16 protein-coding genes and 3 pseudogenes are annotated in these 26,086 nt (G+C 61.9%); 6 read left to right on the top strand and 13 right to left on the bottom strand.

Annotated elements, in window-relative coordinates:
• Positions 1–6: 6 nt before the first annotated feature.
• The 9 genes and pseudogenes from HT578_RS17260 to HT578_RS17220 all read right to left on the bottom strand — a co-directional run.
• The gene (locus tag HT578_RS17260) at positions 7–1,596 is read right to left on the bottom strand and encodes a tannase/feruloyl esterase family alpha/beta hydrolase (protein ID WP_213500847.1); all 1,590 of its coding nucleotides are present in this window, start codon (positions 1,594–1,596) and stop codon (positions 7–9) included.
• A 125-nt stretch (positions 1,597–1,721) separates the two neighbouring features.
• Positions 1,722–2,486: pseudogene (istB, locus tag HT578_RS17255) on the bottom strand (IS21-like element ISSsp5 family helper ATPase IstB).
• Positions 2,483–3,974: pseudogene (gene istA / locus HT578_RS17250) on the bottom strand (IS21 family transposase). Before istA ends, istB begins: the two co-directional pseudogenes overlap by 4 nt.
• A gap of 76 nt (positions 3,975–4,050) precedes the next feature.
• Entirely contained in the window at positions 4,051–4,611 is a 561-nt protein-coding gene (locus HT578_RS17245) for a PD-(D/E)XK motif protein (protein ID WP_213500846.1), read from the bottom strand.
• A gap of 21 nt (positions 4,612–4,632) precedes the next feature.
• Positions 4,633–7,512, bottom strand: coding sequence for a Z1 domain-containing protein (locus HT578_RS17240; protein WP_213500845.1), 2,880 nt, complete (start codon positions 7,510–7,512; stop codon positions 4,633–4,635).
• Positions 7,509–9,020, bottom strand: a complete 1,512-nt coding sequence (locus tag HT578_RS17235; protein ID WP_213500844.1) for an ATP-binding protein — start codon at positions 9,018–9,020, stop codon at positions 7,509–7,511. The genes HT578_RS17240 and HT578_RS17235 overlap by 4 nt, the downstream gene beginning before the upstream one ends.
• A gap of 135 nt (positions 9,021–9,155) precedes the next feature.
• Positions 9,156–9,413, bottom strand: a complete 258-nt coding sequence (locus HT578_RS17230; RefSeq protein ID WP_213500843.1) for a hypothetical protein — start codon at positions 9,411–9,413, stop codon at positions 9,156–9,158.
• A gap of 670 nt (positions 9,414–10,083) precedes the next feature.
• On the bottom strand, positions 10,084–11,037 hold the full coding sequence (locus HT578_RS17225) for a hypothetical protein (RefSeq protein ID WP_213500842.1): 954 nt from the start codon (positions 11,035–11,037) through the stop codon (positions 10,084–10,086).
• Positions 11,038–11,542: 505 nt separating this feature from the next.
• Positions 11,543–12,120, bottom strand: a pseudogene (locus tag HT578_RS17220) (IS5 family transposase); the annotation flags it as partial.
• 419 nt (positions 12,121–12,539) lie between these two features.
• Here HT578_RS17220 and HT578_RS17215 point away from each other — a divergent pair.
• The 5 genes from HT578_RS17215 (at position 12,540) to HT578_RS17195 (ending at position 20,524) form a co-directional block, all read left to right on the top strand.
• Complete coding sequence (locus HT578_RS17215; protein ID WP_213500841.1) at positions 12,540–15,929, top strand: TM0106 family RecB-like putative nuclease; 3,390 nt, start codon at positions 12,540–12,542, stop codon at positions 15,927–15,929.
• Positions 15,930–16,811, top strand: coding sequence for a hypothetical protein (locus HT578_RS17210; protein ID WP_213500840.1), 882 nt, complete (start codon positions 15,930–15,932; stop codon positions 16,809–16,811).
• Between the two features lie 105 nt (positions 16,812–16,916).
• Positions 16,917–18,638, top strand: coding sequence for an AAA family ATPase (locus HT578_RS17205; protein WP_239026635.1), 1,722 nt, complete (start codon positions 16,917–16,919; stop codon positions 18,636–18,638).
• Positions 18,635–20,017, top strand: coding sequence for an McrC family protein (locus tag HT578_RS17200; RefSeq protein ID WP_213500838.1), 1,383 nt, complete (start codon positions 18,635–18,637; stop codon positions 20,015–20,017). Before HT578_RS17205 ends, HT578_RS17200 begins: the two co-directional genes overlap by 4 nt.
• Positions 20,018–20,020: 3 nt before the next feature.
• Complete coding sequence (locus HT578_RS17195; RefSeq protein WP_213500837.1) at positions 20,021–20,524, top strand: helix-turn-helix domain-containing protein; 504 nt, start codon at positions 20,021–20,023, stop codon at positions 20,522–20,524.
• A gap of 114 nt (positions 20,525–20,638) precedes the next feature.
• Here HT578_RS17195 and HT578_RS17190 read toward each other — a convergent pair whose 3' ends face one another.
• The 4 genes from HT578_RS17190 to HT578_RS17175 all read right to left on the bottom strand — a co-directional run bounded on the left by HT578_RS17190 (position 20,639) and on the right by HT578_RS17175 (position 23,891).
• On the bottom strand, positions 20,639–21,412 hold the full coding sequence (locus HT578_RS17190; RefSeq protein WP_213500836.1) for a hypothetical protein: 774 nt from the start codon (positions 21,410–21,412) through the stop codon (positions 20,639–20,641).
• 491 nt (positions 21,413–21,903) lie between these two features.
• On the bottom strand, positions 21,904–22,485 hold the full coding sequence (locus HT578_RS17185; protein ID WP_213500835.1) for a 3'-5' exonuclease: 582 nt from the start codon (positions 22,483–22,485) through the stop codon (positions 21,904–21,906).
• Entirely contained in the window at positions 22,478–22,936 is a 459-nt protein-coding gene (locus HT578_RS17180; RefSeq protein WP_213500834.1) for a hypothetical protein, read from the bottom strand. Before HT578_RS17180 ends, HT578_RS17185 begins: the two co-directional genes overlap by 8 nt.
• 265 nt (positions 22,937–23,201) lie before the next feature.
• Complete coding sequence (locus HT578_RS17175; RefSeq protein WP_213500833.1) at positions 23,202–23,891, bottom strand: HEPN domain-containing protein; 690 nt, start codon at positions 23,889–23,891, stop codon at positions 23,202–23,204.
• Positions 23,892–24,013: 122 nt separating this feature from the next.
• Here HT578_RS17175 and HT578_RS17170 point away from each other — a divergent pair, with 122 nt between their 5' ends.
• On the top strand, positions 24,014–26,083 hold the full coding sequence (locus HT578_RS17170; protein ID WP_213500832.1) for an AAA family ATPase: 2,070 nt from the start codon (positions 24,014–24,016) through the stop codon (positions 26,081–26,083).
• Positions 26,084–26,086 lie beyond the last annotated feature (3 nt).

Here is a 26,086-nt window from a genome sequence, read left to right as displayed (position 1 = left end):
GCCGGGTCAGTCGGCCTCGGCAGGCGGCTCGCAGGTAAAGCTTTCCGCACGTTTCGGATCGCCGCCCTGGTAGGCCGTGTGCGCGGGATAGGGGCATAGGGGCCTGCTCTCGCGCACCTCGCCCTCACGCTTGCGATAGGCGGTCACGGCCTCGGGCGCCTTGTCCTCTTCCACGAAGGCGACGATGGCGGAGAGGAGATCGAACTCCTCGAAGCTGTTGCCGCCCGAGCAGTGTAGCATTCCGGGCACCATGTAGAACCGGCTTGCCTGCGTGAAGGCGGCACCGTTCGCCTCGGCCGCGCGCTGGTAGTAGTCCCAGGTCGCAAAGGGCGAGAACCAGAAGTCCGAGACGCCGTGGTAGAACAGGATCTTGCCCCCACGGCCCAGATAGGTGCTGAGGTTGGTCCAGTAATTTGTGTCGGTCAGGCGCTGCCAGGCGGTGTTGCGGATCGCGTGGATGCGCGCGTCGAGGTCGATCTTCGTCGCGCGGTTGGGCGGGCCGAAGGGGCCGGGAAGTCCGGTCGGCAGATAGCCCATCGGGCTTGCCACGATGCCGGTATCGGCCGCCATGCGCGCGTAGAGCGGATAGCCCGCGCTGTCTTTCGGCCCCGCCAGACCCAGCTCCAGCGCGCGCACCTGCCCAGTCGAAAGACACCCTTCGCCCGGCGCCTCCTCGCAGCCGATGCGGCTCGGTTGGAAGCGGCACTGCGCGACGTTCTCCACCATGCCGTCCTTGAGGCCATCCAGGCCATCGCACTGGTTGAGGATACCCGCCAGGATCGCCTTGCGATTGGCGTCGGTCAGGACCTGGCTGAGGATGGGCAGGCCATCCTCGTCCTGGGGCGCGGCCTGGTTGAACAGGACCTGGGTATATTCGACCCCGAGGTTCGAATCCGCCGAACGCATCGCCGGAGCTCCGACCACGATGCCGTCGAACAGTTCGGGATAGCGCTGAAAGGCGAGCATGCCCTCGCGCCCGCCCGTCGAGCAGCCGGTCATGTAGCTGTGCGCGATGGGCGTGCCGTAATAGCGTGTCGCGATCGCCTTGCCGAGCAGCGCGACCCGTTCCACCGAAGCCTCGGCAAAGTCGAGCGCAGCCCGCTGGTCGGCCAGGAAGCTGTCGTCGAAGACAGCGCCCTTGTGCCCGCTATCGTGGCTGATGACGGCAAAGCCGCGCGCCAGTGCCGGCGTGCCATCGCTCGCGACAGGCCCCACCGGAGGCTTCACACTGCCGTTGAGCCCGCCGCCGCCCTGGAGCAGGAAGCGCCCCGTCCAGTCATCGGGCAGCGCCATGGCAAAGCCGATGCCGTAGTCCTTGCCATCGGCGCCCTTGCGCGCGTTGACGATGCCTTCGATCCGGCAGTGGGCGGGCAGCGCAGACATGCGCGGCGTGCCTTGCGCGTCACCGGCGGTCGCGGGGGTCACGTCCAGATGCACGACCCGGGTCAGGGTGACATCCTCTCCGAAACGCTCGTGCGCGATGCGTGTGCAGCGCGCTTCATCCGCCTTGGACGCGGCCCCTTCCGCCCTGGCCAGGGCCGGTGTTGCGATCCCCACGCACAGCAGCGCGGTCAGCCCGAATATGGCACGTGACATGTTGTCAACGGCGGAGCAAAAGTCGGCCATGGGGCGGCGTAAAACCAGGCCATCGTGTTACACGCCGGGGGGAGTGGCGTGAGGGCGTAGCCCGAGGGCCACTCCCCCCGGCATTGGCTTGCTTTTCAGGGTCTGATTTTGGCCTTGCGGGCCCGGCTGTGAGCGAGGCGATAGCTTTCGCCGTTCATCTCGAGGATGCTGACGTGATGGGTCAGGCGATCGAGGAGCGCGCCTGTGAGACGCTCGGATCCGAAGGTTTCGGTCCATTCGTCGAAGGGCAGGTTGCTGGTGATCAAGGTGGAGCCGCGTTCGTAACGCTGGGAGATCAGCTCGAACAGCAGTTCGGCGCCGGTCTTGGAGAGCGGTACGAAGCCCAGTTCGTCGATGATGAGCAGTTTGTATCCGACCATCTGCTTCTGGAAGCGCAGGAGACGCCGCTCGTCGCGCGCCTCCATCATTTCGCTGACCAGCGCCGCCGCAGTGGTGAAGCCCACCGACAGCCCTTTCTGGCATGCTGCCAGTCCGAGCCCCAACGCTACGTGCGTCTTTCCGGTGCCCGATGGCCCCAGAGCGATGGCGTTCTCACGCCGCTCGATCCACTCGCAGCGCGCCATCTCGAGCACCTGCATCTTGTTGAGCCTGGGGATGACGGTGAAGTCGAAGCTGTCGAGGCTTTTGACGGCGGGGAAGCGCGCGGCCTTGATGCGCCGCTCGACCATACGACGCTCCTGTCGATCATCTCCATCTCGACAAGGCGGGCGAGGAAGCGGATATGATCGACGCCTTCAGCGGCACATTGCCGGGCGAGCTTGTGGTGCTCTCGCAGGCACGTAGGCAGCAGGTGCCTTGAGATTGTGAGCGAGAAGAAGCTCCGGGGTCTGATCGCTCATGCGGCCTCCTGCTGGTCGGAGAGCAGGCTCAGATAGGCTCTGGCAAAGGTCTTCTCGACCGTTGTGCGTGGCAGGAAGGGATAGACGTCCAGGTCCAGCCTGGGCGGTACGCGTTCGACCCGGCACAGGGCGAGGTGCTTGACGGCATCGAAGCCGATGGCGCCAAGATCAATGGCCTGTTCCACCGCCGCACGGAGATCGGCGAGGGTGAACGTTTCCAACAGGCGCAGCACCTGTACATATTCACGCCTGCCATGCTTGTGCATGCGGCCTTCCATCAACCGCTGCAGTGTCGTGAACGCTTCGGGCAAATCCCAGCCCTGCAAAGGCGCGGCCTGGTCGAATGCGTTGATCTTCTGCTCGATCAGCGGGAGATAGTGGAGCGGGTCGAAGATAACCTCCTCGCGGGCATAACAACGAGGATGACGGGCGATGACTTCGCTGCGGCAGCCGACCACCACCTCATCGACATAGGCCCTGATCCAGACCTCCTGATGGCCCCGGCCACCGGAACCGAATAATCGTTGGTCCTGTAGCGCACCAGGGATTGCGAGGAGACCCGCCCGCTCGTCTGATCGCAGGCCTCGAAGGGTGTAGCGGGCAGAGGCTGCATGGCTGCCAGATCGCGTTGCAAGCGCTCACCGATCGTCTCGCTCTGTCCGCGCACCTTGTCCTGCTGGCGCTTGCGGCATTGCTCCTCCAGCCATAGGTTGAAGGCCTCCCAGGTCGGGAACTTCGGGATCGGCACCATGAAATTGCGGCGGCAGTAACCAACCAGCCCTTCCACATTGCCTTTCTCGTTCCCTTGCCCGGGCGGGCATAGCGGTCGCGGATCACGTAATGCGACAGGAAAGCGCTGAACAGCGTGGCACGCTTACGCGTGCCGTCTGGCAGGATCTTCGCCACAAGGCAGCGATCGTTGTCATAGACGATCGAGCGCGGCACCGCGCCGAAGAACGCGAAGGCATGAACGTGTCCGTCCACCCAGGCCTCCGCCACCGCCGCCGGATAGGCCCGCACATAGCAGGCATCACTGTGCGGCAGATCGAGTGCGAAGAAGTAGGCCTTCTGCTGCACCCCGCCGATCTCCACCAGCGCTTCCCCGAAATCGGCCTGCGCATCCCCCGCCGGGTGGGCCAGCGGCACGAACATCTCCCGGCTGCGTTGCTCACGCTCGCGGATGTAATCCTTGATGATCGTATAGCCGCCGGTGAAACCATGCTCGGCGCGCAAGCGGTCGAATACCCGCTTCGCCGTATGGCGCTGTTTGCGCGGGACGCAGCGGTCCCCTTCAAGCCATCCATCAATGATCGCCACAAACCCGTCCAGCTTCGGACGCTGCGGGACAGATTGACGCCGGTAACCCGGTGGCGATGAAAACGACAGCATCTTGCGCACCGTGTCGCGCGACACATTGAAACGCTTCGCCGCCGCCCGCTGGCTCATGCCATCCGCGCAAGCCAAACGGACCTGAAGATAAAGTTCCACGCTGTAGATCCCCACACCTCCCTGACTTGGCAGAAAGGCTTCAAGGTGGACGACTTTTACGCCGCCCGCAGCAGGACTATCCCGCCGCTAGCGTGGTCGAATATTGCTCCGCCGTTCTCACCTCGACGAGCACCGCCCCCATCTCGAAATCCTTGGCGCTGCCTGCGGGGCCCGTCCAAGCCTGGATCGCAGCAGTTGCTCCCAGCTGATCGATCAGCCCATGCAGGAACTGCAGTTCGCCGATCAGGCCGCGCTGCTCCTCAACAGATAGCTTGCTGTTCTTTCCACTGCGCAGCAGGTGATGCCAGCGCATCGTGCGACGGATCATGCGCCCCACAGCATCGGGAAGATCGTCGGCCAGCTCCGCCGCCTGTACGATGTCCCGGCACAGTGTCTCGAAAAGCTCACGCTGATCCTTGTCCCGAAGTACGATAATCAGGGCCGGCCGACCGGCGACATCCTGAAAAACGATGTCAAGATTACGCATTTCGGGAAGCGATGCACCGGTCTCGAAGCCGGTCGGCAGCTGCAGCAGCAGCCCGGTTCCCTGCGACCGGTGACGATCCAGAAGAAGTCGAAGCGGCCATCCCCCAGGACGCGTCGGGCATCGGCTCCACCGCTCTGCAGCGCCGCCCACGGATCGATTACATCCGTCATCCTATTCATCCTCTTCGAAATCATCGGCATCTTCGCCGCCAAGGAGAGCCAGCTGAGCGACCCGGCTAATCACGTATTCCGTTGTCTTCTCGGGCCTGCTCGATTGCGGGAAGCTGATGGCCCAGCCCACGATCGGCTCCGAAGGAATGCGTTCTCGCAGTTCCGCATCAACATTCTCAGTCTTGATCTGGATCGTGTAAAGGATCAGTAGCGGCTTGGTGCGGCGGCGGCGATAGATCCAGTCCGGGTAGTTCCAATTTCCGGATGCACTCGGGTTGGTTGCGTCCGAGGCCTCGTAGGCTTCTTCTGCACCGGCGGCCTGATCCATTGTGAGGCCGACCTTTTCGATCCCGCGCGAAGACAGGCGGACCTTGTCGCCACCGAGCGAGAACAGGTTGGACTGCAGCCGCTCCCGCAGCTTGGCGTTCTCCCTATCCATCCTGTCCTGTTCGGTGCTCGTGCCGGCGATCGATCGCTGCACGGGATTTATCTCATCGGCCGTCCGGGGAGCATCCTGATCGCGCGAACTTCCAGTTCCGGCGATCAGGACATCCCAGGTCTTGAGTTCGTCATCCTTGCGCTCGCGAATGTAGCGCCTCACCGGTGCCGTCTCGGTCAGCAACGCCCCAGGCTCGTTACGGAACCCCGAGAGGAAGTCATCGATGATCGAGACATGGACATCGCGAAGCAGATGGCCACCGGATACATGGATATCATCGTCCGGCTTCTCTCCCGCAGCATTCAGCGCAGCAAGAAGAGCATCGCGAGCGGTCCGGTTCGCCTCGATATCCTCCTCCTTCGCAGACAATCGGGCGGTCTCGATGAAGCTGTTGGAGAGCCCGATCCGAACTGTCTTCTGGCCCGATCCCATCTTGTTGCGCGCCGTGACCATCAGTGTGCTGGGATGGCTCCGCACGGCCAGACCGAACTGCTCGGGCGTGGCATTGTCCCGCTGCATCTGCTTCAAGGATTCGTGGAGTTCCTCAGTCGCCTCGGCGATGTGCGCATACCAGGATGCAGTTCCCTTCGGCATCCAGATGCGGCAGAGATCCTCATAGTTCGGACGATAGCCGAACCAGCGGCCCATCTGCATGAGAGTGTCGTACATCATCGAATTGCGCAGGAAATACGAGACGGTGAGGCCTTCGAGCGTGAGTCCTCGCGAGAGCGAAAGCCCCCCTACCGCGATCACGGTCTGCCCCTCTCCACCGTTCTCATAATCCAGACCATCGGGTGAATCCTTGTTGACCGTCACGATCCGTGCGGAGGCCGCCACGGGGAGAAGGGCGCCCAGAACATCATCCCAGGACATTCCTGCGTCCATGTATTCGCTTTCCCAGCAGGCCTTCAGTGCAGCAATGTCCTTGTTGCGGTTCGCTGCATCAGGATCGGCTCCGCCGTCGCGAAGAGCGTCCTCGATGATCTCGAGCTGCTGATGAAGGCGGTTGCGCAAGGTCATCTGGATGCCGGTGAAGCGGGATGCGTTGACCAGCATGGAGCAATGCTCTTTCTGTTGCCCCCTCAGGTTGCGGATCGCCCGGGCAACCAGGAAGCACCGCAGAGCTTCAACCATGCTTTCCGGGATGGATTGAAGCCCATAGTCGATCTTGTGCTTGACAGGCAGCGTATCTTCGTTGTCGGTGATGTATCGGACGTAAGTAGGTCGCTTGTTGCCATCATCGAGGTCCGGAATTCCGTCAAGGAAGACCTTCCTTGCTCCGAAATAGTTTGATGGAGCATCCAGACCGAAGATGAAATGTCTGGGAAAGAGATCCTCAGTCTCGTTCTCTCCCTCGAAGTCGGGATCAATGAAAATGTTGGCGAATGGCGTCGCCGTATAACCCACGTAGGTGCTGCGCCGAAACAGTGCGAGCAGATCGCGGATGTGGCCATTGATGGTCGAGCGCTCGCACTTGCCGTTGCGGGCACAGGGCGCCTCCACGCTGCACTTGACCTTGGCCTTGCACTTGCGCGTCTGGCGGTAGTTGATGTCGATCGAAGCATTGTCCGCTTCATCATCGATCAGCAGCATCGGCTGATCGACCAGCCCATCGCCACCATGCTGCCTGGCTTTGGTATTGTAGGCGGTCAGCCAGTCGATCAGGTTCGTGAGAGTATTGTTTTCCTTCTTGATCACCAAGACAAGTGGCACATTGAAAGCATCGAGATTGCCATGCGCCACAGCCACGGCATCCCGATTGAAGTCCTGCGACTGGGTGGTGATGCTGACCGGCTCCCGATTGTGACCGAAAAGACCGACCCCGACCGTCCGCTTTGGCGCCCCATTTCCGCGTTCTATATGCTCCGAAGCCCGCCCGACGAAACCTTCGTCGATACGTATCTGGGTCTGGTTGCGTAGGTTATTGTGGATGCCCGCGATGACGACAATCAGCTTGTAACCAGCATCGGCCGCCTTGCAGATCAATCCGGTGTAGTTCTGGGTCTTTCCGCTCTGGACGTGACCGACGACCATTCCCTTGCGGCTCCAGGCCTCCACCGCCTTTGGGTTACCGAGGTTGGCAAGGATTGTGTCGGTAACCTTGTCGGTCCCGGTGATGACATCGGCCGGAAGACGCTTCGTCACCAGCAGTTTGCTGTACCTCTTCCAGTAATAGGGATCGTATTCTGGATCCGCCTTCCACGAATGCAACCACGGCGTGAAGATCTTCTCGTGCACGACCGCTCCCAGCCCCATTGATATGCCATGGTTCGTCTCGATCCGGCGTGCCAGCTTCTCTGCCTCATCGCTGGAGACCTCACTGAATGGCTGCACCTGCCGCAATCGATCAATGATCTCGCGGATGCCGTTGGAAGTCCTTTCCTGCAATGCGAGGACCTGCAGGGTCACGGAATTTTCAAGCAGTTCGACAATATCGGTCATACGTTGCGCACCTCATTCACGACGTCGCGGATCAGGCCGTGCGACAGGTCCCATCTGCTTCGGAAAAGTTCGATTGGATGGAGATGATCGAGGATTTCCTCGTCGGACATGCCAGCCTGGACGAAACCCGGGACCAGAGCCCTCGCATACTGGATAAGCATGGCCTCATCGCTGTCGTCGGCGCGGACATCTTCCGGGTTGCCGGCGAAGTCCGCATGGAGAGAAGCTACCGGCATCGCGGAGCCGATCGCGGCCACGATCGTGGCGAATTCATCCTGCAGCGCCATCGGTAGCTTGTCGGAGAAAGCTGCGATCAGCGGGTGTGCCGGATCCGGGCGATAGATGATCCCGCCGTCCTTCTGGATGCGGCTCCAGATCGGCAGATACTCTTGATCGACGAGTCTTCGTCCCTTGCGCTGATATGTCCGCTTCGATGTCTGCGGGAGGTTCTCCACCAGCCTGCGCATGCGCTCGCGGACCTTCGGAGGAAGCTGTGCCGACGCCTTCTTCACGTCGATCTTCCATTCGGGATCCATCGTGTTGGGAATGTCGACACGGACCCTGCACAACTTCGTCAGTTCCAGCTGTCGCGCCAGCCCGAGCCAGCTCCCGGCGATGATCAGGCGCCGCCCGCGATAGACATAGAAGCCCTGCGATCGGAGATGCCCTTCGGGCCCACCCAGATCGTCCCACTGCGCCTTGGTCAGGCCGCTGTGGTGCGGCAGGGTATGCGCCTGAAACTCGACGGTCCCGAGCGACATCTCCAGTCGATCCATCCGATCGTACTGATGGCCCGGAAGTTTCGTACCGAACGGGTCGATTGGATCGAGACGACGACCGTTGCGCAGAAGGGTCAGCGGTGCCCTGCCTTCGGACATGAAGCGATGGAAAACCAGGCGCAGATGGTGCTCCGATTGCGACAGAATGCGGTTGACGTGCCGGATCTGCTCGCTGTCCCCGTTCTCGATCCCTCCCCAAAGCCTGTCAAGAGACCGCCAGATCACCAGTGTGCCGTCGCCGGTCAGACGATCATGCCAAGGGATCGAACCGAAATCGTCATGGAGCTCGATCTCCCAGCGATTGGTTCGCGCGACGGCATCGAGATCCCACGTGGCACCGGAAAGGACGCCATGCCTGCGGGTCAGCACCGTCAGTCGCTTGCACTGTGAGAAGCTCGCACTCTTCAGGCCAAGCCCGAACCGGCCGAGATCGTCCGCGTGACGGTCCTCGAGCGGATTACGTGAGCCGGGTCGCATCGCTTCCACCAGCTCATCGGCCGTCATGCCTCTGCCATCATCAAGCACGGCAACCGATGGCTCAGACGCAGAGAGGTCGGAGAGGATCTCCACGCTCCCAGCGCCCGCTGTGATCGAATTGTCGACGATATCGGCAAGCGCCGTTTCGCACGAATACCCGATGTCCCGAAGGCTCTGGATGAGCGACGCCGCGTAAGGCGTCGCATCGGCTGTTCTGATGGTTGCGCTCTGCGCTCTGTCTTCAAGATTCATGTATTCACAACCAGTAATCTGATGCATCCTGCTCCGAGGCGAACGATTGGCATGTCAGACAATGACGCCACGTCAGAATCGGTCATACCCGACTGCATCACAAGCTCCCCCGGGTTGGCGTCATCTGTTCGACCATTACTGCGCGCAGTTCGGGCGGCGCTTCGATGCGGATGTCGCGCCCCAGGAAAACCGGTACTCAGCCAATTCACCAAGGCCTCCAGCTCGGAGTTTCACCAGCAGCTCGTCGCCGTCCTCTTCGAGCACTTGCGCGGGATGGAACCGCCAACAGCGGGACTTTCTGAAAGCACTGTGCAGGACGCGCAAGATGATCTCGAGCTTGTCCTCGCGCCAGATCCCGAAGCCGCGTGCATGAAGGCACGAGATCGCGCGCACGAAGCAGCTTTCCCATCGGTTTCCCGGCCAACATACCCATGCGCGCCCCGCTGCTGCGAACTGATCAACGAACGTTTTAGACGCAGGGATAATACAGAGGCGAACCCTAAATAAAAGTTATAAAATTCAATGAACTGCAGGCAGCAAAGAAATCCTGTGAGATGGGTGACGCATTTCCCCTGTTTGAGGTTGATCACGCGAGGTAGTTCACCCCGCGCCCAGACGAGGACCGCTCTCCGCTGATCCACGCTCCAATCTGTGCCAAATGTTTCGACGACGGACATAAAGCCTGTCCAAGCGATTCCTGGAACAGAAGCACGCCGAACTGACTCGTCCAGACGGCAGCCGCGTATCGGCCGTAGAGACCGAGGATACGCATGCCGGGAAACTGACGGAAGCCCTGTTTCCGTCAGGAGACGACCAAGCAGGCTTTTGATGCCCCCCGCGTGGCCCGCGAATTGCCCGCAAGGCGTAGCAGGAGGGCGCCAAGCGCCCCCTAGCGCAGCGCCGCGCAACGCGCATCACCGACGACGCCCCTGCTGACACGAGGCTCGACTTCGCCACCGCCCCCCAGGCCCTCGGGCACATTGACGAAGTACTTCAGCCATAGCCTGTCGGCCGCGAGGTCGAGATGAGACGTTACACGACAAGCCCTCCACCACCATAGGCTTCACCAGTCAAATACCGCACGATTGACCCTGCGGAGCGCTGCCATGGGCCCGTTTTTCGGACGTGTCTGGCGATGGCTTGGGACATCGTTCTCGGCCGCGAAAGCCGTCGCCTCCTCGCGCAAATCAGTCGGCACATCACGATTTCTGGCCGCGTAGACACCTTCCAGGTACCATTCGCCATTCCGCTTCTCGGCCAGCACCAAGACTTGCCGTCCATCCGCAGCAGTGTACTCGCCGAACGCGCTCTGCCCCGAGAGGCAATTGATGACGTAGCGGCGGCTGCAATTCCGGTATCTGAGGGCCACTTGGCGGAGTTCACGGCCATCGCGAACTGGTCGAAAACACGAGCTTTCGATGACCGGTCCTGGCGAGAATGAAAGGCGAAGCGTCCACTTCTGCACCACTTGGACAGGCTCGACCGTCGAGGTCAAAAGTGCATTCATGAAGGCCGCGCGGTCTACCCCGCCCGCGACAATCGCATCGATGGCGCCGAGCAGATCATCAACAAAAATGCACTCGTCCAAACGGACCAGAAGACGGACATCGCAAAGCTCTTCTGGCAGCCGTTGGATCAATGCGAGTTTTGCCGGGCCAAGTGCCTGCGATTGCATGATCGCCTGGCGAACGTGCTTGGAACCTTCCACCAGTGCGACATTCAAATCTCGATAATAGCGCCGAGGATGCGTCCGATTTCCGCTCCGACTGAGTGCGCGCCGCATGCCCTGCCCAAGTGTCGTGAACGTGGCTCGAAGGATCGAGCGATGATCAGCCGAACTCAAAAAGTCGGCGACTTCTGCCCGGCCAAGGCAGTCTTCGGCGCAAGCAAGATACGCAGTGATGACTTGACGACGTTCATGGCTGGCGCGCAAAAACCCACCCGCAAAACCCGGGCGAACAATGTCGAGATCGAGCGCTGCAAGAAGTGCCCAATCGTCGCTTCGCGAAGTTTTCAAAGCAGTGATACTCCATGTAGTTTATATCACTGATTGATCTCCTCGGGTGGATTGAATGGTCTCCGATAGCGACAAATCACGAAAAAGTCTATATTTTTCGGGCGGCTACGGCAGATGCTTACCCTCGTCCGTCAACAGCACGTCGAGCCAAGCCCTCTTGCTCTGATCACCACGCGAAGGGGAGACGAAATTTGGTCTCGCGTCGTAATCATGTGTGTCCTTGAGGACTGAATCGCCTCCCGTGAGCTGCCAGGTGCAGCCAAGGGGAAGCGCAATGAGGCGGAGGTGGGCCGGTCGGTATGTGGCAGGAAATGAGGTAAAGCCGACCTGGATCATTGCACAAGCAGCGATGATCCACCTCACAATCCTCGTCATCGCGACCGCACTGGCGGCTCGACTCGCCATCTGACTGAAAAAGCGCTGGACGACAGGCCATTGCCTAGACTCAGGACGCATTGATCAGAGCCAGCAGAGAACAGTGGCTGCGAGAGCGAGGACTGCGAAGAATACGGTTGGGAAGCTTATATCGATGCTTGTCGCATTTGACGGGCATCGAGCGGGAGTTGCGGCCCGGAGTGCAAGTTCTGGCGCCCTTTTACTCTGGCACGCCCCAGAGCCATTCGGCATCGTAGCCCCGATCGGCCAGCATACACCGTGCCTTTGGCAAGTCATCGAGCAAAACCGCGGCCCCAGTGTAATCGCTGATCTGGCCCGCCGTAATGAAGAAGCTCAAAGGCCGTTCGTTGGCATCGGTAACGGCGCGGTGCCTGGTATTCATGCCCCCCCTTTTTTTTACCTCAAGGCCGGAAGCCGTGCGATGAGCCTTGAGCCAGGTCGCATCGATCCAGAGGGTTTCGGGCTCAGCGCTCTGGGCAGACAAACCTTCCATCATCCGGCTGAACACGCCCATCTCGCCCCATCGCTTCCAGCGATTGTACAAGGCCTTGTGAAGCCCGTAATCCCTGGGTGCATCACGCCAACGCAAGCCATTCTGCTTGGTGAAGATGATCCCGCTCAGAACGCGCGGATCATCGACACACGGCCTTCCGTGACTGTTGGGAAATACGGCGAAAGACATGCCATCTGCTCGTCCGTCAGGGGCGAGAGGAAGCCGCCGACACGCTGTCCCACGGCACGCAGGAACGGCTTGCGATTCTCTCACTGATCCTCGACGATCCGCCGGTCCACGCCGACGACATGCGCCTCGATGCCATGCTCGATATGTTGGGGGAGGCGGCCAGGACGATGCAGGTCATTGTGCTGACCTGCCGTGAACGCGCCTTCCGCCATCTGGACGCCAACCGCATTCGCCTGTGACCGGCGTTCACAGGCTGTGAAATGACCTTGGCACCTTCACGGCAAGGTAATATTTCATGTTTTATTTCAATAATAAGGGCTTACCGTACAAACAGCCATGACCGGATTTGTCGTTTGCTCGGAGCAGACCTCGAATCCAACAAGGCCGCCATCGGCCGTCACCTTCAGAGGGTTCATTCCAAGCCTTGCGTACGTATTCCGACCAGCTCTTGCATTCGCCCTCGGACCTTGTCCGCTTCCTGGCCTGTCGCCACGCGACCGCGCTCGATCTTTTGCGCCTGCACGATCCCGACGCCCTTCCGGAACAGGCCGACGACGATGAACTGGCCAAGCGCGTGCAGCAGCAGGGCCTTGATCACGAGGACGCCTACCGGGCCGGCCTGGAGGCCAAAGGCGGTCTGGTCGAAATCGCTACCGACCGCACACTCAAAGAGCGTGCAAGGGCCACTGCAGAGGCCATGCGCGAGGGTGCGCCAGCGATTTTCCAGGCCACATTCTACGATCCGCCCTGGCATGGCTTTGCCGACTTCCTGATCCGGGTGGAGACACCTTCCGATCTTGGCCCGTGGTCATACGAGCCGGTCGACACCAAACTCGCCCGCTCGGTAAAGCCATCCTACATCGTGCAGCTGGGTCTCTATGCGCAGATGATGGCCAAAGTGCAGGGTGTGATGTCGCGCCGCGTCCATGTCGCGCTCGGCTCAGGGGAGACCGAAAGCTTTCGCTTGGCCGAATTTGCCTACACGCTGGAGGCGGCACAGGCGCGCTATCTCGGCTTTATCGATGCCGAAGCGGCCGGCTCTACGCCCGAACCCTGCTCGGCCTGCGGCCTGTGCGGATGGCGCGAGCATTGCGATGCGGTGTGGCAGGAGGCCGATCACCTTTCTTTCGTTGCCGGCCTTGGCATGCCCCAGCGCCTGAAACTGGAAGCGGACGGCATCACCACGCTGGCCCAACTGGCCACCGCCGATCCTGATCATCGCGTACCCCGCATGGCGCGCGAGACCTTTGCCAAGCTGCGCGAACAGGCAATCCTGCAGCTTGAACGCCGCGCTGGCGGTGAGGCCAAAGTGGTGACCTTGCCGGTAGAAGACGGGCGCGGCTTCACCCAGCTGCCCCCGCCCGATCCGGCCGATCTCTTCTTCGATCTGGAAGGCGATCCTCTCACGCAAGGCGGCCTCGAATACCTCTGGGGCATTCACTATCGCGATGGCACCCGGCCGGAATTCCGCTTCCGCTGGGGGCATGACCACGTGGCAGAGCGTGTCGCCTTCGAAAGTACGGTCGACTGGATGGTTGCGCATCTCGCCTCCAATCCAGGCGCGCATATCTATCACTACGCCCCTTACGAAGTGACCGCGCTGCGCCGCCTGTCCACGCTCCACGCCAGTCGCGAGGATGCGGTGGACAAGCTGCTGCGCGAACGCCGCCTGGTCGATCTGTATGGCGTGCTGCGCCAGTCGATCCGCACTAGCGAGCCCAACCTTTCGCTTAAGACCATGGAGATCTTCTTTGCGCCAAAGCGCGCGGAGAATGTGGCCAATGCGGCGGATTCGATCATCGAATACAAGAACTGGCAGGACACCGGCGGCGAAAACGGCGGAGATCAGGCCATCCTCGACGACATCCTCGCCTACAACAAGGTCGACTGCGAGAACACCGAGGCGCTGCGCGACTGGCTGATCTCCCTGCGCCCGGACGATCTTCCCTGGCGCAGCGTGGGGCCTGCCAAGGCGATGGAGGCCGAACAGAGCGAAGCCGCTCTGGAAGCCCAGGCCGCCGCCGAGGCGCTGATCGAGGCCATCCACGCCGGTCCCTTGCCGCCGAGCAAGGAAGGCCGCGAACTCGTCGCCCACCTCACCCAGTTCCACCGCCGCGCCGACAAACCCGCGTATTGGTCGATGTTCGATCGGGCCGAAGCCGATCCCGACGATCTAGTCGAGGAAGGCGAATGCATCGGCGCAATCCGGCCCCTCCCCTCTCCCGAACACGAAGGCCAGTGGCAGTGGCCGGAGAAGCAGAGCACCGTGGCGCGCTACAGCTTCCCGCCGCAGGACACCAAGATGCGCAAGGGCACGCAAGTGCTCCACGCCCCCACCCTCGCCCCCCTCGGCGCAATTCAGGAGATCGATACCCGACGCGGTGTTCTCACTCTCAAGCGCAAGCTCAAGCCGGGTGAAGCCTTCCCCGAGGCCGGCTCGCTGATCTCGGGCGCACCGATCAACACCAGCGCCCTGCGCGACGCAGTAAAGCGCGTAGCCGGGGCCTGGGCCGCAGGTAAACAGCGCTACACCGCTCTCCTTGACCTGATCGCGCGCACGCCCCCGCGCCTGCACGACTGGTCGGGCGGCCCCATGGTGCGTGAAGGCGAAACGCTGGTGGATGCCACCGCGCTGCGCTGCCTCGCTCTCGATGACAGCACGCTCTTCGTGCAGGGGCCTCCCGGCACCGGCAAGACCTACACCAGCGCGCACGCCATCCTTGCTCTCATCGCGGCCGGCAAGCGCGTGGGCGTCTCCTCCAACAGCCACAAGGCGATCAACAACCTGCTCGCCAAGGTGGAGGAAGTGGCCCTCGAAACTGGGCAGACCTTCTCCGGCGTGAAGAAGGCGACCAAAAACAATGCCGAAACCGAGCTCGACGGCGCGATCATCACCGACGTCTACTCGAACTCCGATGTGATCGACTGTCACCCCGATCTGGTCGGCGGCACGGCCTGGCTCTTCGCGAGCGAAGACATGGATCAGACCCTCGATTACCTGTTCGTGGACGAAGCGGGGCAGGTCTCGCTCGGCCACCTCCTCGCCATGGGCGCCTCGGCCCGCAACATCGTGCTGGTGGGAGACCAGATGCAACTGGGCCAGCCCGTCCAGGGCGCGCATCCCGGAGAGAGCGGGCTTTCTGCGCTCGATTACCTGCTGGAGGGCGAGGCCACCGTCGCGCCCGATCGCGGTATCCTGCTCGACACCTCCTGGCGCATGCACCCCGAGATCTGCGACTTCATCTCAAGCGCGGTCTATGACGGACGCCTCAAGCCCCTGCCCGCCTGCGCCAACCAGACTCTGCAACTGGAGGACGGCCACGACCCCGCGCTTGCCCCCCACGGCATCCGGTTCCTCGAACAGCACCACAAGGACTGTGGTCAGCGCTCCGACGAAGAAGCGCTGCGCGTCCGGGACTTGTGCGAGGGTCTGATCGGCACCCCCTTCATCAACCGTGCGGGCGAACCCGGCCGCATCGACTGGAAAAACATCCTGATCGTCGCGCCCTACAACATGCAGGTGAACGCGCTGCAGGACGCGCTGCCCGCTGCCGCGCGCGTGGGCACGGTCGACAAGTTCCAGGGCCAGGAAGCTGAAGTGGTGATTGTCAGCCTCACCACCTCCTCACCCGACGACCTGCCCCGCCATGTCGACTTCTTCTATTCGAAAAACCGCCTCAACGTCGCCATCAGCCGCGCGCGAACGCTGGCGCTGGTTCTTGCCAACCCGCGCCTTCTCGAACTCGACGCGAAATCAGTGGAGCACCTGAGGCTCGTCAACACGCTCGCCCATGTGGCGAAGGAAGGGATGTAAGTGACCAGCGACTATCGCAGGCAAATCGAAGCCGAACTAAAACGGCGGTATGGCAGCCCTATCGTAGACAACACGAATATGGCGGGGTTTGCGTTGAACGATGGGCGCCAAATTGCACTGCAACGGAAGGGGGCCATTCTACTTTGGGTGGAGAACGCGGAGAATGCGACCGACCTTCCTGTTGAAGGCATCTCGTATCCTGCCGAAAAAGGCAGGGAAGCGAACCTACCAAAAAGATTGAAACACAAGTCCACATATGGGTGGACGCCAATACCGGCTCTCGCCTTTCAGATTAGCGAAATGGACGAGCTGAACAGCGTCCTGGAATGGTATGAGCGAAAGTACGGCGCTCTCAACCATGCCGCTCTTGAACGTCTGAAAGCGATTTTCCTCGCCAAACACCCTGATTTCATCGAGTTCGCAAACTGCCCCAGCTTTGAAGAGATGGAAGGCGGCTACAAGACCGCGCTGCTCGAACGTGCGCGCGAGATCATGGATGAATTTCCCGCGTCGAACGATCCTGCAGAGCTCGGCGGCGCTCTGCTCGACCTTCTGCTGAACAAGACCGAACTTTTCAGCAATCTGATCGATTGGCGCGCCGCCAAGATACCTGAAGGTATTCGCGATCGTCACCCGGGCCTCATCGAGCAGGAAGCCGGTCTGTTGGCCCTGGCTGACAACGCCGAGGACAGCGTCATGCGCTTTGTCGAAAACCTCTGGGAGGCTTTCCGCGAAGACCTCACTTCCGCGCCTTACGCTGAAAGCCGAATGATTCCCACGATGCTGCGAGGCCTCGTGGATCCCGACGGAACGCTTGGCATCCGCTCCAGCCCGACGAATCAGGCAATGAAAGCGCTCACAGGCCAGCCCGCGTTCTCCTAGGCCCCGCTTCAGCGCGAAGAACTTGAGGCCGTCAATGCGCTGGCCCGTGAACTCTTTCGCATCATGAAGGACGAATGGAACTGGGCTCCGCGCGACTTGTGGGACGTGCAGAGCTTTATCTGGGAAACCTGCCGCGCCCCCCTCGATACTATTGCGGAGACGGCGGCCACAGATCTGGAAATCGAACCCATGCCAGCAATTGAAATTCCCGCCCCGACCAACCTCATCCTCTACGGCCCGCCCGGCACCGGCAAGACTTACGCGACTGCGCGGGAAGCCGTACGCCTATGCGCAGAGAACGTACCAGAAGATCGCGACGAGCTCATGGCGCTCTACCGTAGACTCCAGAAGGAGAACCGGATCGCCTTCCTCACCTTTCACCAGTCCATGGCGTACGAGGACTTCGTTGAAGGTCTCCGTCCCGACACGAAATCGAGCGACGGTGAGGACGCGTCGTCGTCCGGAGGGTTTCAGCTCGTTCCTGCCCCCGGAATTTTCCGCAAGATCGCACGTCTGGCCGAAGAAGCCGCAGGTCTCCCGGACAAGGCCTCAAGCGCGTCGAAGCCGGTCCGTCTCGACGTAGGGCAACGCCAGGTCTTCAAGATGTCGCTCGGCAGAGCCGGGATCGAGGACCATATTTACGAGGACGCACTGGAAACGGGCATCATATCACTGGGCTGGGGCGGCGGCATCGACTGGACGGACCACGATACCTACGAGGCCATTCACGCTCGCTGGAACCAGGACCATCCCGGCACCAACGGAAATGATGGCAATATCAGCCAGTCATACCGATTCCGGGTCAGCATGAAAGTGGGGGATCTGGTTCTGATCTCCGCCGGGAATACGCAAATCCGAGCCATTGCCGAAGTGACCGGGGACTATGCCTTCGCACCCGATGCGGAATATACCAATCAGAGGCCGGTACGCTGGCTGAAGGTTTTCGACGACCCGATAGCGGTGGACACGGTCTATTCCCGTCCCTTCACGCAGCGCTCGTGCTATCGTCTTCGCGAAGAGTTCCTCAAACGCGGTGCACTGCAGACACTTCTTTCGAATGTTTCTGACCCTCAGGAATTCGACATTGGGGCAGCGCCCGAGAGCGCGCAGGCCGCAGGCCCTGCAAACATTCCCCAATTCGTCCTCGTCATCGACGAGATCAACCGGGCGAATGTCTCCAAGGTTTTCGGCGAACTGATCACGTTGCTGGAGCCGGACAAGCGACTTGGCATGACCAATGCGCTTACCGTTACGCTGCCCTATTCCCGGCGCGAATTCGGCGTTCCTGCGAACCTTCACATCATCGGCACGATGAACACCGCCGACCGTTCGATCGCGCGGCTCGATACCGCGCTGCGGCGGCGTTTCACGTTCCGCGAGTTGGCACCCGATGTGCATGTGGCGGCATTCCAGGAGGCAGTCCGCAAGACCGGGATGGCGCTCGACAAGGTGCTTACCGGGATCAATGAACGGATCGAGTATCTCCACGACCGCGAACATCGCATCGGCCATGCCTTCTTCATCGGCTGCACGACGCCCGAGGATGTCGATCGCGTCATGCGCCAGAAGATCATCCCGCTGCTGCAGGAATACTTCTTCGAGGACTGGGGCATGATCGCCGCAGTTCTGGGCACCGGCTTCGTCGAAGGACAGCCGCTCGGCGCACCGCGCGGGCTCGAGAAGCTCCAGACCTTCGCCCCGAGCGAAGCGAAGATCCGCTGGCGCGTGCGCGATCGCTTTGCGGCCGATGCCTATGACACCCTGCTGAACGGCCTTGTCGAACTGCCAGGCGACGAACCTGCAGACCAGGTCGCGCAAGAGGCATGAGGCACCTCGCTTGCCCGGAATGGGGCCGGATCGCGGTAGCGCAGAAGGGCGCGCAAGGCGCGCTCTCGCCGCGCGAGGCGCTCGCGCTCGAACAGGCCGCCAGGTCCCATCCGCTCGGCGGCAGGGACGGGTGCGCGATCCTCACCCACTATCGCGACCACGTGAAGGTGGGTCAGCTGGTGGGGGTGCTCTCCGCACCGGGGATCAGTCTGGAAATCCTGCCCAAGATCGATCCCGCAAGCCACCTCGACAACAGGTCGAGCTTGCGCGCGCGGCTCGTCTCGCTGATAGATCTCGCGCACGATCTCAGGCTTGCCGAAGGCGAGGCGGCCGCCATGGCGCGCGGCGCCGAGACCCTGCTCGACCTGTTCATCCGAATCTTCGCCACGCGCCTTGCGACCCAGGCCCGGCAGGGACTGCCGCGCCACTATCTCGCACGCGAGGACGACCTGCGCGCGCTGCGCGGGCAGCTCCACGCGACGCGCCAGTTCACTGTCAATGCGGTGCGCCCCGATCGCCTCGCGTGCCGCTATGACGAGCTCGACGCCGACATTCCGCTGATGCAGGTCATGGCCTGCGCCATCGTCAGCTTGCGCCGGCGAACACGCACGCTCTCGACAGCCCGCCTGCTCGATGAACTGCGCTATGCCTTCGATGATGTGACGCTGCTGCCGCCGAACCGGCTCCCCTGGCAGGCCATCACCATCGAGCGTTCGAACAAGCGCTGGGAAAGCCTTCTGAAAGTGGCGCGCATGCTGCTCGGCCAGGACTGGCAGGGCACCGGCCACAAGGGCTCCGCCCCCCGGGGCCATTCGCTCTTGTTCCCGATGAACGACCTGTTCGAGAAGGCCGTCGCAACGCTGCTGAGACGCGGCCTCGCAGATGCCGGATACGATGTCCGCACACAGGACCAGAGCCGCTACTGCCTGCGTGAAAACAGCCGCGATCTCTTCCAGATGCGCCCGGATATCGTGATCCGCAAGAATGGCCGGACAGTGGCGATCATCGACACCAAGTGGAAGCCGCTCGACGCCGATCACCTTGATCGCGGCCACCTCGACCAGAACGAGCATGATGCCGGCGGCGAGCCGGCCTCGCTCTCGGGCAAGGGCGGCGTCAGTCAGGGCGATGTCTACCAGATGATGGCCTATGGTCAGGTCCATGACTGCGCGCAGCTGATGCTGCTCTATCCGGCACGGCCGGGAAGCGGCAGCAGGATGCTGCGCAGCTTCACCGTGCACCCCGATGGCGAAAGGACACTCTCGATTGCCGCCGTGGACATGGCCGCATCCCCTCGAGCAAGCGCCCGCGCCTTGCGCGATCTCATCGTCCAGAGCCTGGATCGCACCAGACCTTCGCCGCGGCAGCGTGCGGCTTGAAAAATGGACGTTTTCCCCATCCGCAACGATGAGGACCACGCCGCCGCGCTCGCCGTGACAGAGGGCCTGTGGGGCGCCGCGCCGGGCACCGAACCCCATGACCGCCTCGACGTGCTGGCAATGCAGGTCGAAGCCTACGAAGCGCAGCGCTGGCCGATCGCACCACCCGACCCGACCAACGCGCTCCGCGCGGCCATGGGTGGCGCCACGCAAACCGTTCCAGGGAGTGCGGCATTGTTTCTTGATCCTGCCGAAATGGGCGCCAGCCCCCGCACAGAGCGCCACCGCGAACGCTTCAAGCTCGATGCAGAGCGCGTTGTCGGCGCGCGGGTCGCGAAGATGGCGTTGCGGCCGCGCAGATTTGGTCTGCACTGGTCGATGTCATCTGGATCGACCCGGATGGCGCGCGCATCACCTGGTCAGACCGACGCGCGGGCAAGCTGGTGGCATCGCTGCGCGAAGACGGGACCTGCCTGGACTGGTATGGCGGCGACAATCCCGGGGTGATTGCGCCTTGGATTGACGAGGCCTTCGCGCTATTGGCGCTCGCACTACGTCCCAAAGGAACAAGGCCTTGCCCTTCCTCTGCCTGAAGTGCAAGGCATAGCTCGGGCGAGTTCTCTACATGGCCTTACGCCGCCACACTCCATTACCGTAAACCCTCTGGAACCATTCCACATGATCGGGATAGTGATCAGGCCAGAAGGCTTCGGTATAATCAACTAACCGCCCACCGCAGACGAGATACTCGGGCGTTGCCCCGGCGGGATTGTGCAGAACGGTCCATGCGAAAAAGCCTGTCGGATCTCGAAAGTCGGTATAGTTGCCGCCAAAGCCAGTCCCCGGCTGGATAATGGCCAGCACTTCAGGTGCACAACCTGCAGTGTGATACAGTGCCTGATATGTAGTCACTCCATCTCCGCAGATATGGAGAAGACTGAAGCGCATCGGACCATGCTCATCCGAGAGCCCTGACGCCCTCTCGAAGACGTACCAGGTGGCAAATGCTTCCGGCATGGTCCAGCGCCGCTGGATGGACTGAAATTTCTGCAAGTCCTGCCGAAACTGCAACGGTACCCGAGGCGCCCAGCCTTGGGGTGCAAGATCGGATACCTTCAACTCCTTGCTTCCGATCAGGCGATACCCGGAAAAGCCGCTTTCGGACGACGACGCCCGGTCAACAACGCTCTGATTTTCAACGAGATAGTCGACATAGATAAAACCATGTACGAAGCCTCCTAGGAATTGGACAGGACGCCCATCGAACCCGCAGGCCGGATAGTACAGCGAATTCTCAAGAATCTTTTCCAAGGGAAAATCGGTATACGGTATGGCAGCAGGGTCAAGCTCGCTCAACCACTGCGGCACGGGCCGCGCCATTTCGTGCTTCAACATATACTTAGCCCTTACGCTCTGGACGACCAGCCCCACACAATAAATATCCAATAATTCAATTCATTACGAAACATCTACTCTATGTGTCCGGGTTGGCTGGCGCTACGCCCCGAACGGGCAAAGTCGCGCCCCCTCTTCCGCCTGACCGACCGGAGCGGCCCGCTTGGCAAGGACGAACGAAGGGCAGATGGCGAGCTCACAGGTCGCTCCTACCCCGCGTTCCTTGCCGAGATCCTTCGCGGTCTCTTTTGGAAGGTTGGCTTCTGCTATTCTCCCTGCAGCCCCAGAGACAAGGTGCATCGGGCCAGATTGTGGGACGAGTCTTACGAACAGACGGGTCACAGCACGCGGGCGGACAGCGCACTGATCGGCTGCGATGACCCGGAGCGAGACGAGGAGGCAGCGATGTTCCGGGCGCTGTGCAAGGTCAGCGGAGAAGGCGGCTTCGGCGCACCGATCCCGATCGAGTGGCGAACTGCACGCGCAAGGGCCTATTCGCCATCCACTCCCGGCCATGCGATGCCGATCCCCTCGCACAATGCGCGCATCAACCGCGAGGCGTCGGGACCTGCGCGGTGGGGGGCGGTTTGGACGACGAGAAACTGTTTCATGCGCAGCCGTCCAGCATCGTCCAGCCGGTTCTGCAGCATGGTGACATCGCCAAAGCGCAAGTGCAGCGGTAGGTCCGCAGCGCGGCGCAGCATCGCCAACCATTTCTGATCATAGCGGCCGCCATCGCAAAACGCGGTTCTGCTACCGGCAAAGCTGTTGATCTGATCGATGATCGCGGCAGACGGGAGGGCGCCTTCAAGCTGTTCGCGGGAGATCCCGTGAACGCCTTGCGCCTCCTGCGTCCAGATGCCCTGCGCGGCCCATTGCGGTTCCGGCCGGATCAGCGCTGACCATTCGCGCGCCCGGCTTTCCGGCCCATCCCAGCGACACAGGCCAACCTCGATGGGATAGCTGCCGACATCGAGGCACGATGCCTCGAAATCGAGCGTGACCAGTGGCCAGCCCGGATCGTGCGAAATCCAGGCAAGAGTCTGGCTGGCGGTCTCCATCTCCTCAGGCATCCTCCGAGCAGGGCCCGTCATGCTGCGCGACCGTTCTGAACTGCCCGTCTTCCAGCACCAGGTCAGTAAAACGGCAGCGCGTCCACGCCCCTTCCAGTGCATCCCTCACCCGCAGGAGCCGACTGGCGGCAGTGTGCATCAGATCGGGCGAATAGCGAGCCAGTCCAGCAGGCAGATCGAGAATACGCCCGGACCGTCGATCGAGGAACTTGGCAGACCCGCACATCGTGCCGCAGCCATAGTGCACGACCCGGTAATGCCCTGCAAAATCGGGCATTTCGCGCCCCGCCGCGCGCAGTGCGGTGATATAGCGGCGGTGCGGTGGATCCCCCCCCTCCAGGATCGGCTCTACCGGGGCATCTTCGAAGAAGACATCCTGCGCCGGATACTGCGCGAACGGATCCGGCGCGGTACCATTCCTCGCGGGATCGTTGCCCGGCACCATGTCCACAAACACCTCCGCCGAAGGACCAACGATGTTCGCAGCAAGGATGAGACACATCGCTAGACACAGGGCCCCCGCCCCTACGAACAGCAGCCCCCCGCAGGCGAGAGGCCATGCCCCCCCTGTCTTGCAACAGCTTCAAATTCCATGATCCTCAACAAGCGTGACATGCGCCGCAGGGCGCAAGGTACGCCCTGCGGCCAACCTGCGACAGAAACGGTCATGCTGCGCATCAGCAAGCCATGCCACTCCGCCAGCCTCACAGAAACGATCAATCCACGACTGGGTAATGTGGCATCGACCAGTCATGGCCGGGATTGTCCATCATCAGGTCGATGAAAATCGGCAGGAGGCAACCCAGCAGGGCGGAACATCCTTCGACCTGTTCACGGTTGACCGAACTGTTCCAGGTGCCTCCGCCATGGACGAGCTGGTTGCGCAGAACGTAAAGCCTGTCGAACAGCTTGGAGAGCAGCGTGGCGGTGTCATGCGCAGCCAGCGCCTTGCTGATCTGGCGCCACTCATCCGCGAGACGAAGGTCCCAGTTGGAATACCCGGCATAGCCGTTCTGGTGCAACCAGAACGCGGCATAGACATACCGGTTGTTGAGCAGCAGGCGGATCTCGCTCGTGAACCGGTCCCAGCAGGCATCGTAGAGCCGGTGTGTGGAATCGAAGCGCACCATCGTATGGAAGAATTCCAGGAAGCGTTCGCGCTCGGTGCGCCCGTCCTCGCCCGATGCCTGACTGATATCGCCTGCATAAGCAGCATTGAAACCGATCCACAGCAGGATGAACCGCACGTCCTCATCGTCCGTTTCCTGCTCGGCGCGCAGCAGCCAGGACAAAGCGCGATGGACACGCAAAGTAAGCGGCGGCGCGAAGCCATCGCGCAGCCTGCGCTGCTTGTCCTTGAGGCTTTGCGCATGGAGCGGATGATCGGCGGAGTAGAGGTGCGGCATGTCCGCGATGCTAACGCTGCGGAGGCAAAAGAACAGTATCTATACCCCTGAATTTTGGAAACTTCTCTGACTGCGAAATGACGCGACCGATTTTGTCATGCACCGGTTCCAGACCGGTCGCCATGAGAAAGCCCAACCGCCATTACATCCCCGCACGTCAGCGCCGCCGCCGCCATCCCGTCGAAGCTCCCGGCATGGACGAAGCCGAGCAGCAGATGCTGCGCATGGCGCTTGTCAACGTCGCCTTTGGGTTGAACGAACGCCAGCTCAAGATGGCCTCGGACAACCTGCATCACTTCATCCAGAACCGCGCGATCATTCTCGACGTGCTGCCCGAGGATGTGCCTGGGGCCGACGCGGCAACTTTCCCCGAGGAAATGCGCTGCCTTGCCGTTGCCTTCGAGGACCGGGCACAGGCTGCCAACGAAAATGAGGGCGATTTCACGACCGACACGAGCCGCTCCGCCTTGAGCCGTAGATTGAGCCTTCTGGCAGACCTCATCGGTCTGGACGCCGTGGAAGAAACCATCCTGCAGCTGGTGGCCCGCATCGACACCTTCGCGACCTGGAGCGCACTGCTGACGGCCCTGCCCTTCAATTCGAACACGGCCAACGCAGAAGTGATCGCGCTCTTTTCCGGCCTTTGCGCGAGCGAGATCGATAGCCGATTGGGCCGGGACTGCCTGCTGATCAACAGCGGCATGATCCTTCCTGATGGCGACGGCGAATACCAAGCATCTCCTTTGCTGCAGCGGGTCACACGCAGCCTGTGGGACGATACACAGACGCTGCGCGCCAACCTGCTGCCCCCTGCCCCACCATCGACGCTCTCCGCGCCCGATTTCGAACACCTGGGCGAAGCCGCGAAGCTGGCAGCACACCTGATCGCTTCAGGCGAGCCGGTCTCGATCCTGCTTCACGGACTTCCCGGAACGGGCAAGAGCGAGTTCGCCCGGCACCTTGCCGACCTGTCCGCACGCCACGCGGTCTTCGCCGGTCTGGTAGACAGACGTGGCGGCGAGCCCGATCGCTCCGACCGCATGAGCCATCTGGCGCTTCTTCGTATCCTGGGTGCAGGCGAAAGCCGCACGCTCATCGTCGTCGATGAGGCCGACGATGTCCTGCATGTTCCCATGCGAGACAGCGAATCCGGCTCCAAGCTGTGGCGCAACAGGATGGTCGAAGACCCCAGGGTTCCGACCGTGTGGATTCTCAACGATCCAGCCCTGCTCGACCCTGCCCTGATCCGCCGCATGAACCTTGCCATCGGATTTGATACCCCTCCTGTCCGCGTGCGCGAGCGCGTCGTACAACGCAGTGCCGCCGCCCTGCGCATGGAGGTGAGCGAGGCAGAGGCGCAACGTCTTGCCCGGATCGAGACGGAGCCCGCGTTGCTCGCTCAGGGACTGCGCACTGCGAAACTGACCACGGGTAAGGCGCAAACCGCCGAGGACGCAATTACCGGCATCCTGAAGGCGATGGGACGCCATAAGCCGCCTACGCCACCTGCCAGCGCTGTGTACCACCCCGCCTACGCGCGCGCCGACACGGATCTTGCCGCGCTGGCACAGCGATTGTGCGACGCGCCCCACAAAGGCTGGAGCCTGCTCCTGTCAGGGCCCTCGGGCACGGGCAAGTCGGCCTATGCGCGCCATCTGGCCCAGCGCATGGACATGCCTCTCGAAGACGTGCGCGGATCCGACTTGCTTGGTCCCTTTGTCGGCCAAACCGAAGCAAACATCGCACGCGTGTTCATGCGTGCCCACGACCGCGGCGCCCTGCTGCTGATCGACGAGGCGGACAGCTTCCTGTTTGCCCGGGATGGCGGTCAGCGCAGCTGGGAGCGCGGGATGGTGAACGAGATGCTGCGCTGGATGGAATGCCTCGAAACCCCGATGGTGGCGACCACCAACCTTGCCACAGCGCTCGATCCCGCCACGCAGCGCCGCTTCACTCTGCGCGCCAGCTTCCAGGCGATGTCGCAAGATCAGGCCAACGCCCTGTTCGCTGCCCATTTTGGCATGGCGCCGCCCACAGGAACGCCTCCGCTCGAAGGCCAGACCCCGGGCGATTTTGCCGTGGTTGCCCGGCGCGCTCAACTCCTGGGGGAAACCAGGGGTAAGACCCTCGTGACATGGCTCTGCGAAGAAGCAACACTTCGCGGCGAACGCAGCGGTAAGGTGGGTTTTTGAAGC

This window comes from Novosphingobium decolorationis, from assembly GCF_018417475.1.
Lineage (GTDB): Bacteria > Pseudomonadota > Alphaproteobacteria > Sphingomonadales > Sphingomonadaceae > Novosphingobium > Novosphingobium decolorationis.
The sequence above is the reverse complement of the archived record's forward strand: the minus strand, read 5'-3'. Positions and strand labels throughout refer to the sequence as shown.

What these genes read in the sequence shown, in the direction of transcription:
- HT578_RS17260 (WP_213500847.1), bottom strand. Translation starts at nt 1,596, where the DNA reads ATGTCACGTGCCATATTCGGGCTGACCGCGCTGCTGTGCGTGGGGATC.
- HT578_RS17240 (WP_213500845.1), bottom strand. Translation starts at nt 7,512, where the DNA reads ATGACCGATATTGTCGAACTGCTTGAAAATTCCGTGACCCTGCAGGTC.
- HT578_RS17235 (WP_213500844.1), bottom strand. Translation starts at nt 9,020, where the DNA reads ATGAATCTTGAAGACAGAGCGCAGAGCGCAACCATCAGAACAGCCGAT.
- HT578_RS17200 (WP_213500838.1), top strand. Translation starts at nt 18,635, where the DNA reads ATGAGGCACCTCGCTTGCCCGGAATGGGGCCGGATCGCGGTAGCGCAG.
- HT578_RS17195 (WP_213500837.1), top strand. Translation starts at nt 20,021, where the DNA reads ATGGACGTTTTCCCCATCCGCAACGATGAGGACCACGCCGCCGCGCTC.
- HT578_RS17190 (WP_213500836.1), bottom strand. Translation starts at nt 21,412, where the DNA reads ATGTTGAAGCACGAAATGGCGCGGCCCGTGCCGCAGTGGTTGAGCGAG.
- HT578_RS17185 (WP_213500835.1), bottom strand. Translation starts at nt 22,485, where the DNA reads ATGCCTGAGGAGATGGAGACCGCCAGCCAGACTCTTGCCTGGATTTCG.
- HT578_RS17175 (WP_213500833.1), bottom strand. Translation starts at nt 23,891, where the DNA reads ATGCCGCACCTCTACTCCGCCGATCATCCGCTCCATGCGCAAAGCCTC.
- HT578_RS17170 (WP_213500832.1), top strand. Translation starts at nt 24,014, where the DNA reads ATGAGAAAGCCCAACCGCCATTACATCCCCGCACGTCAGCGCCGCCGC.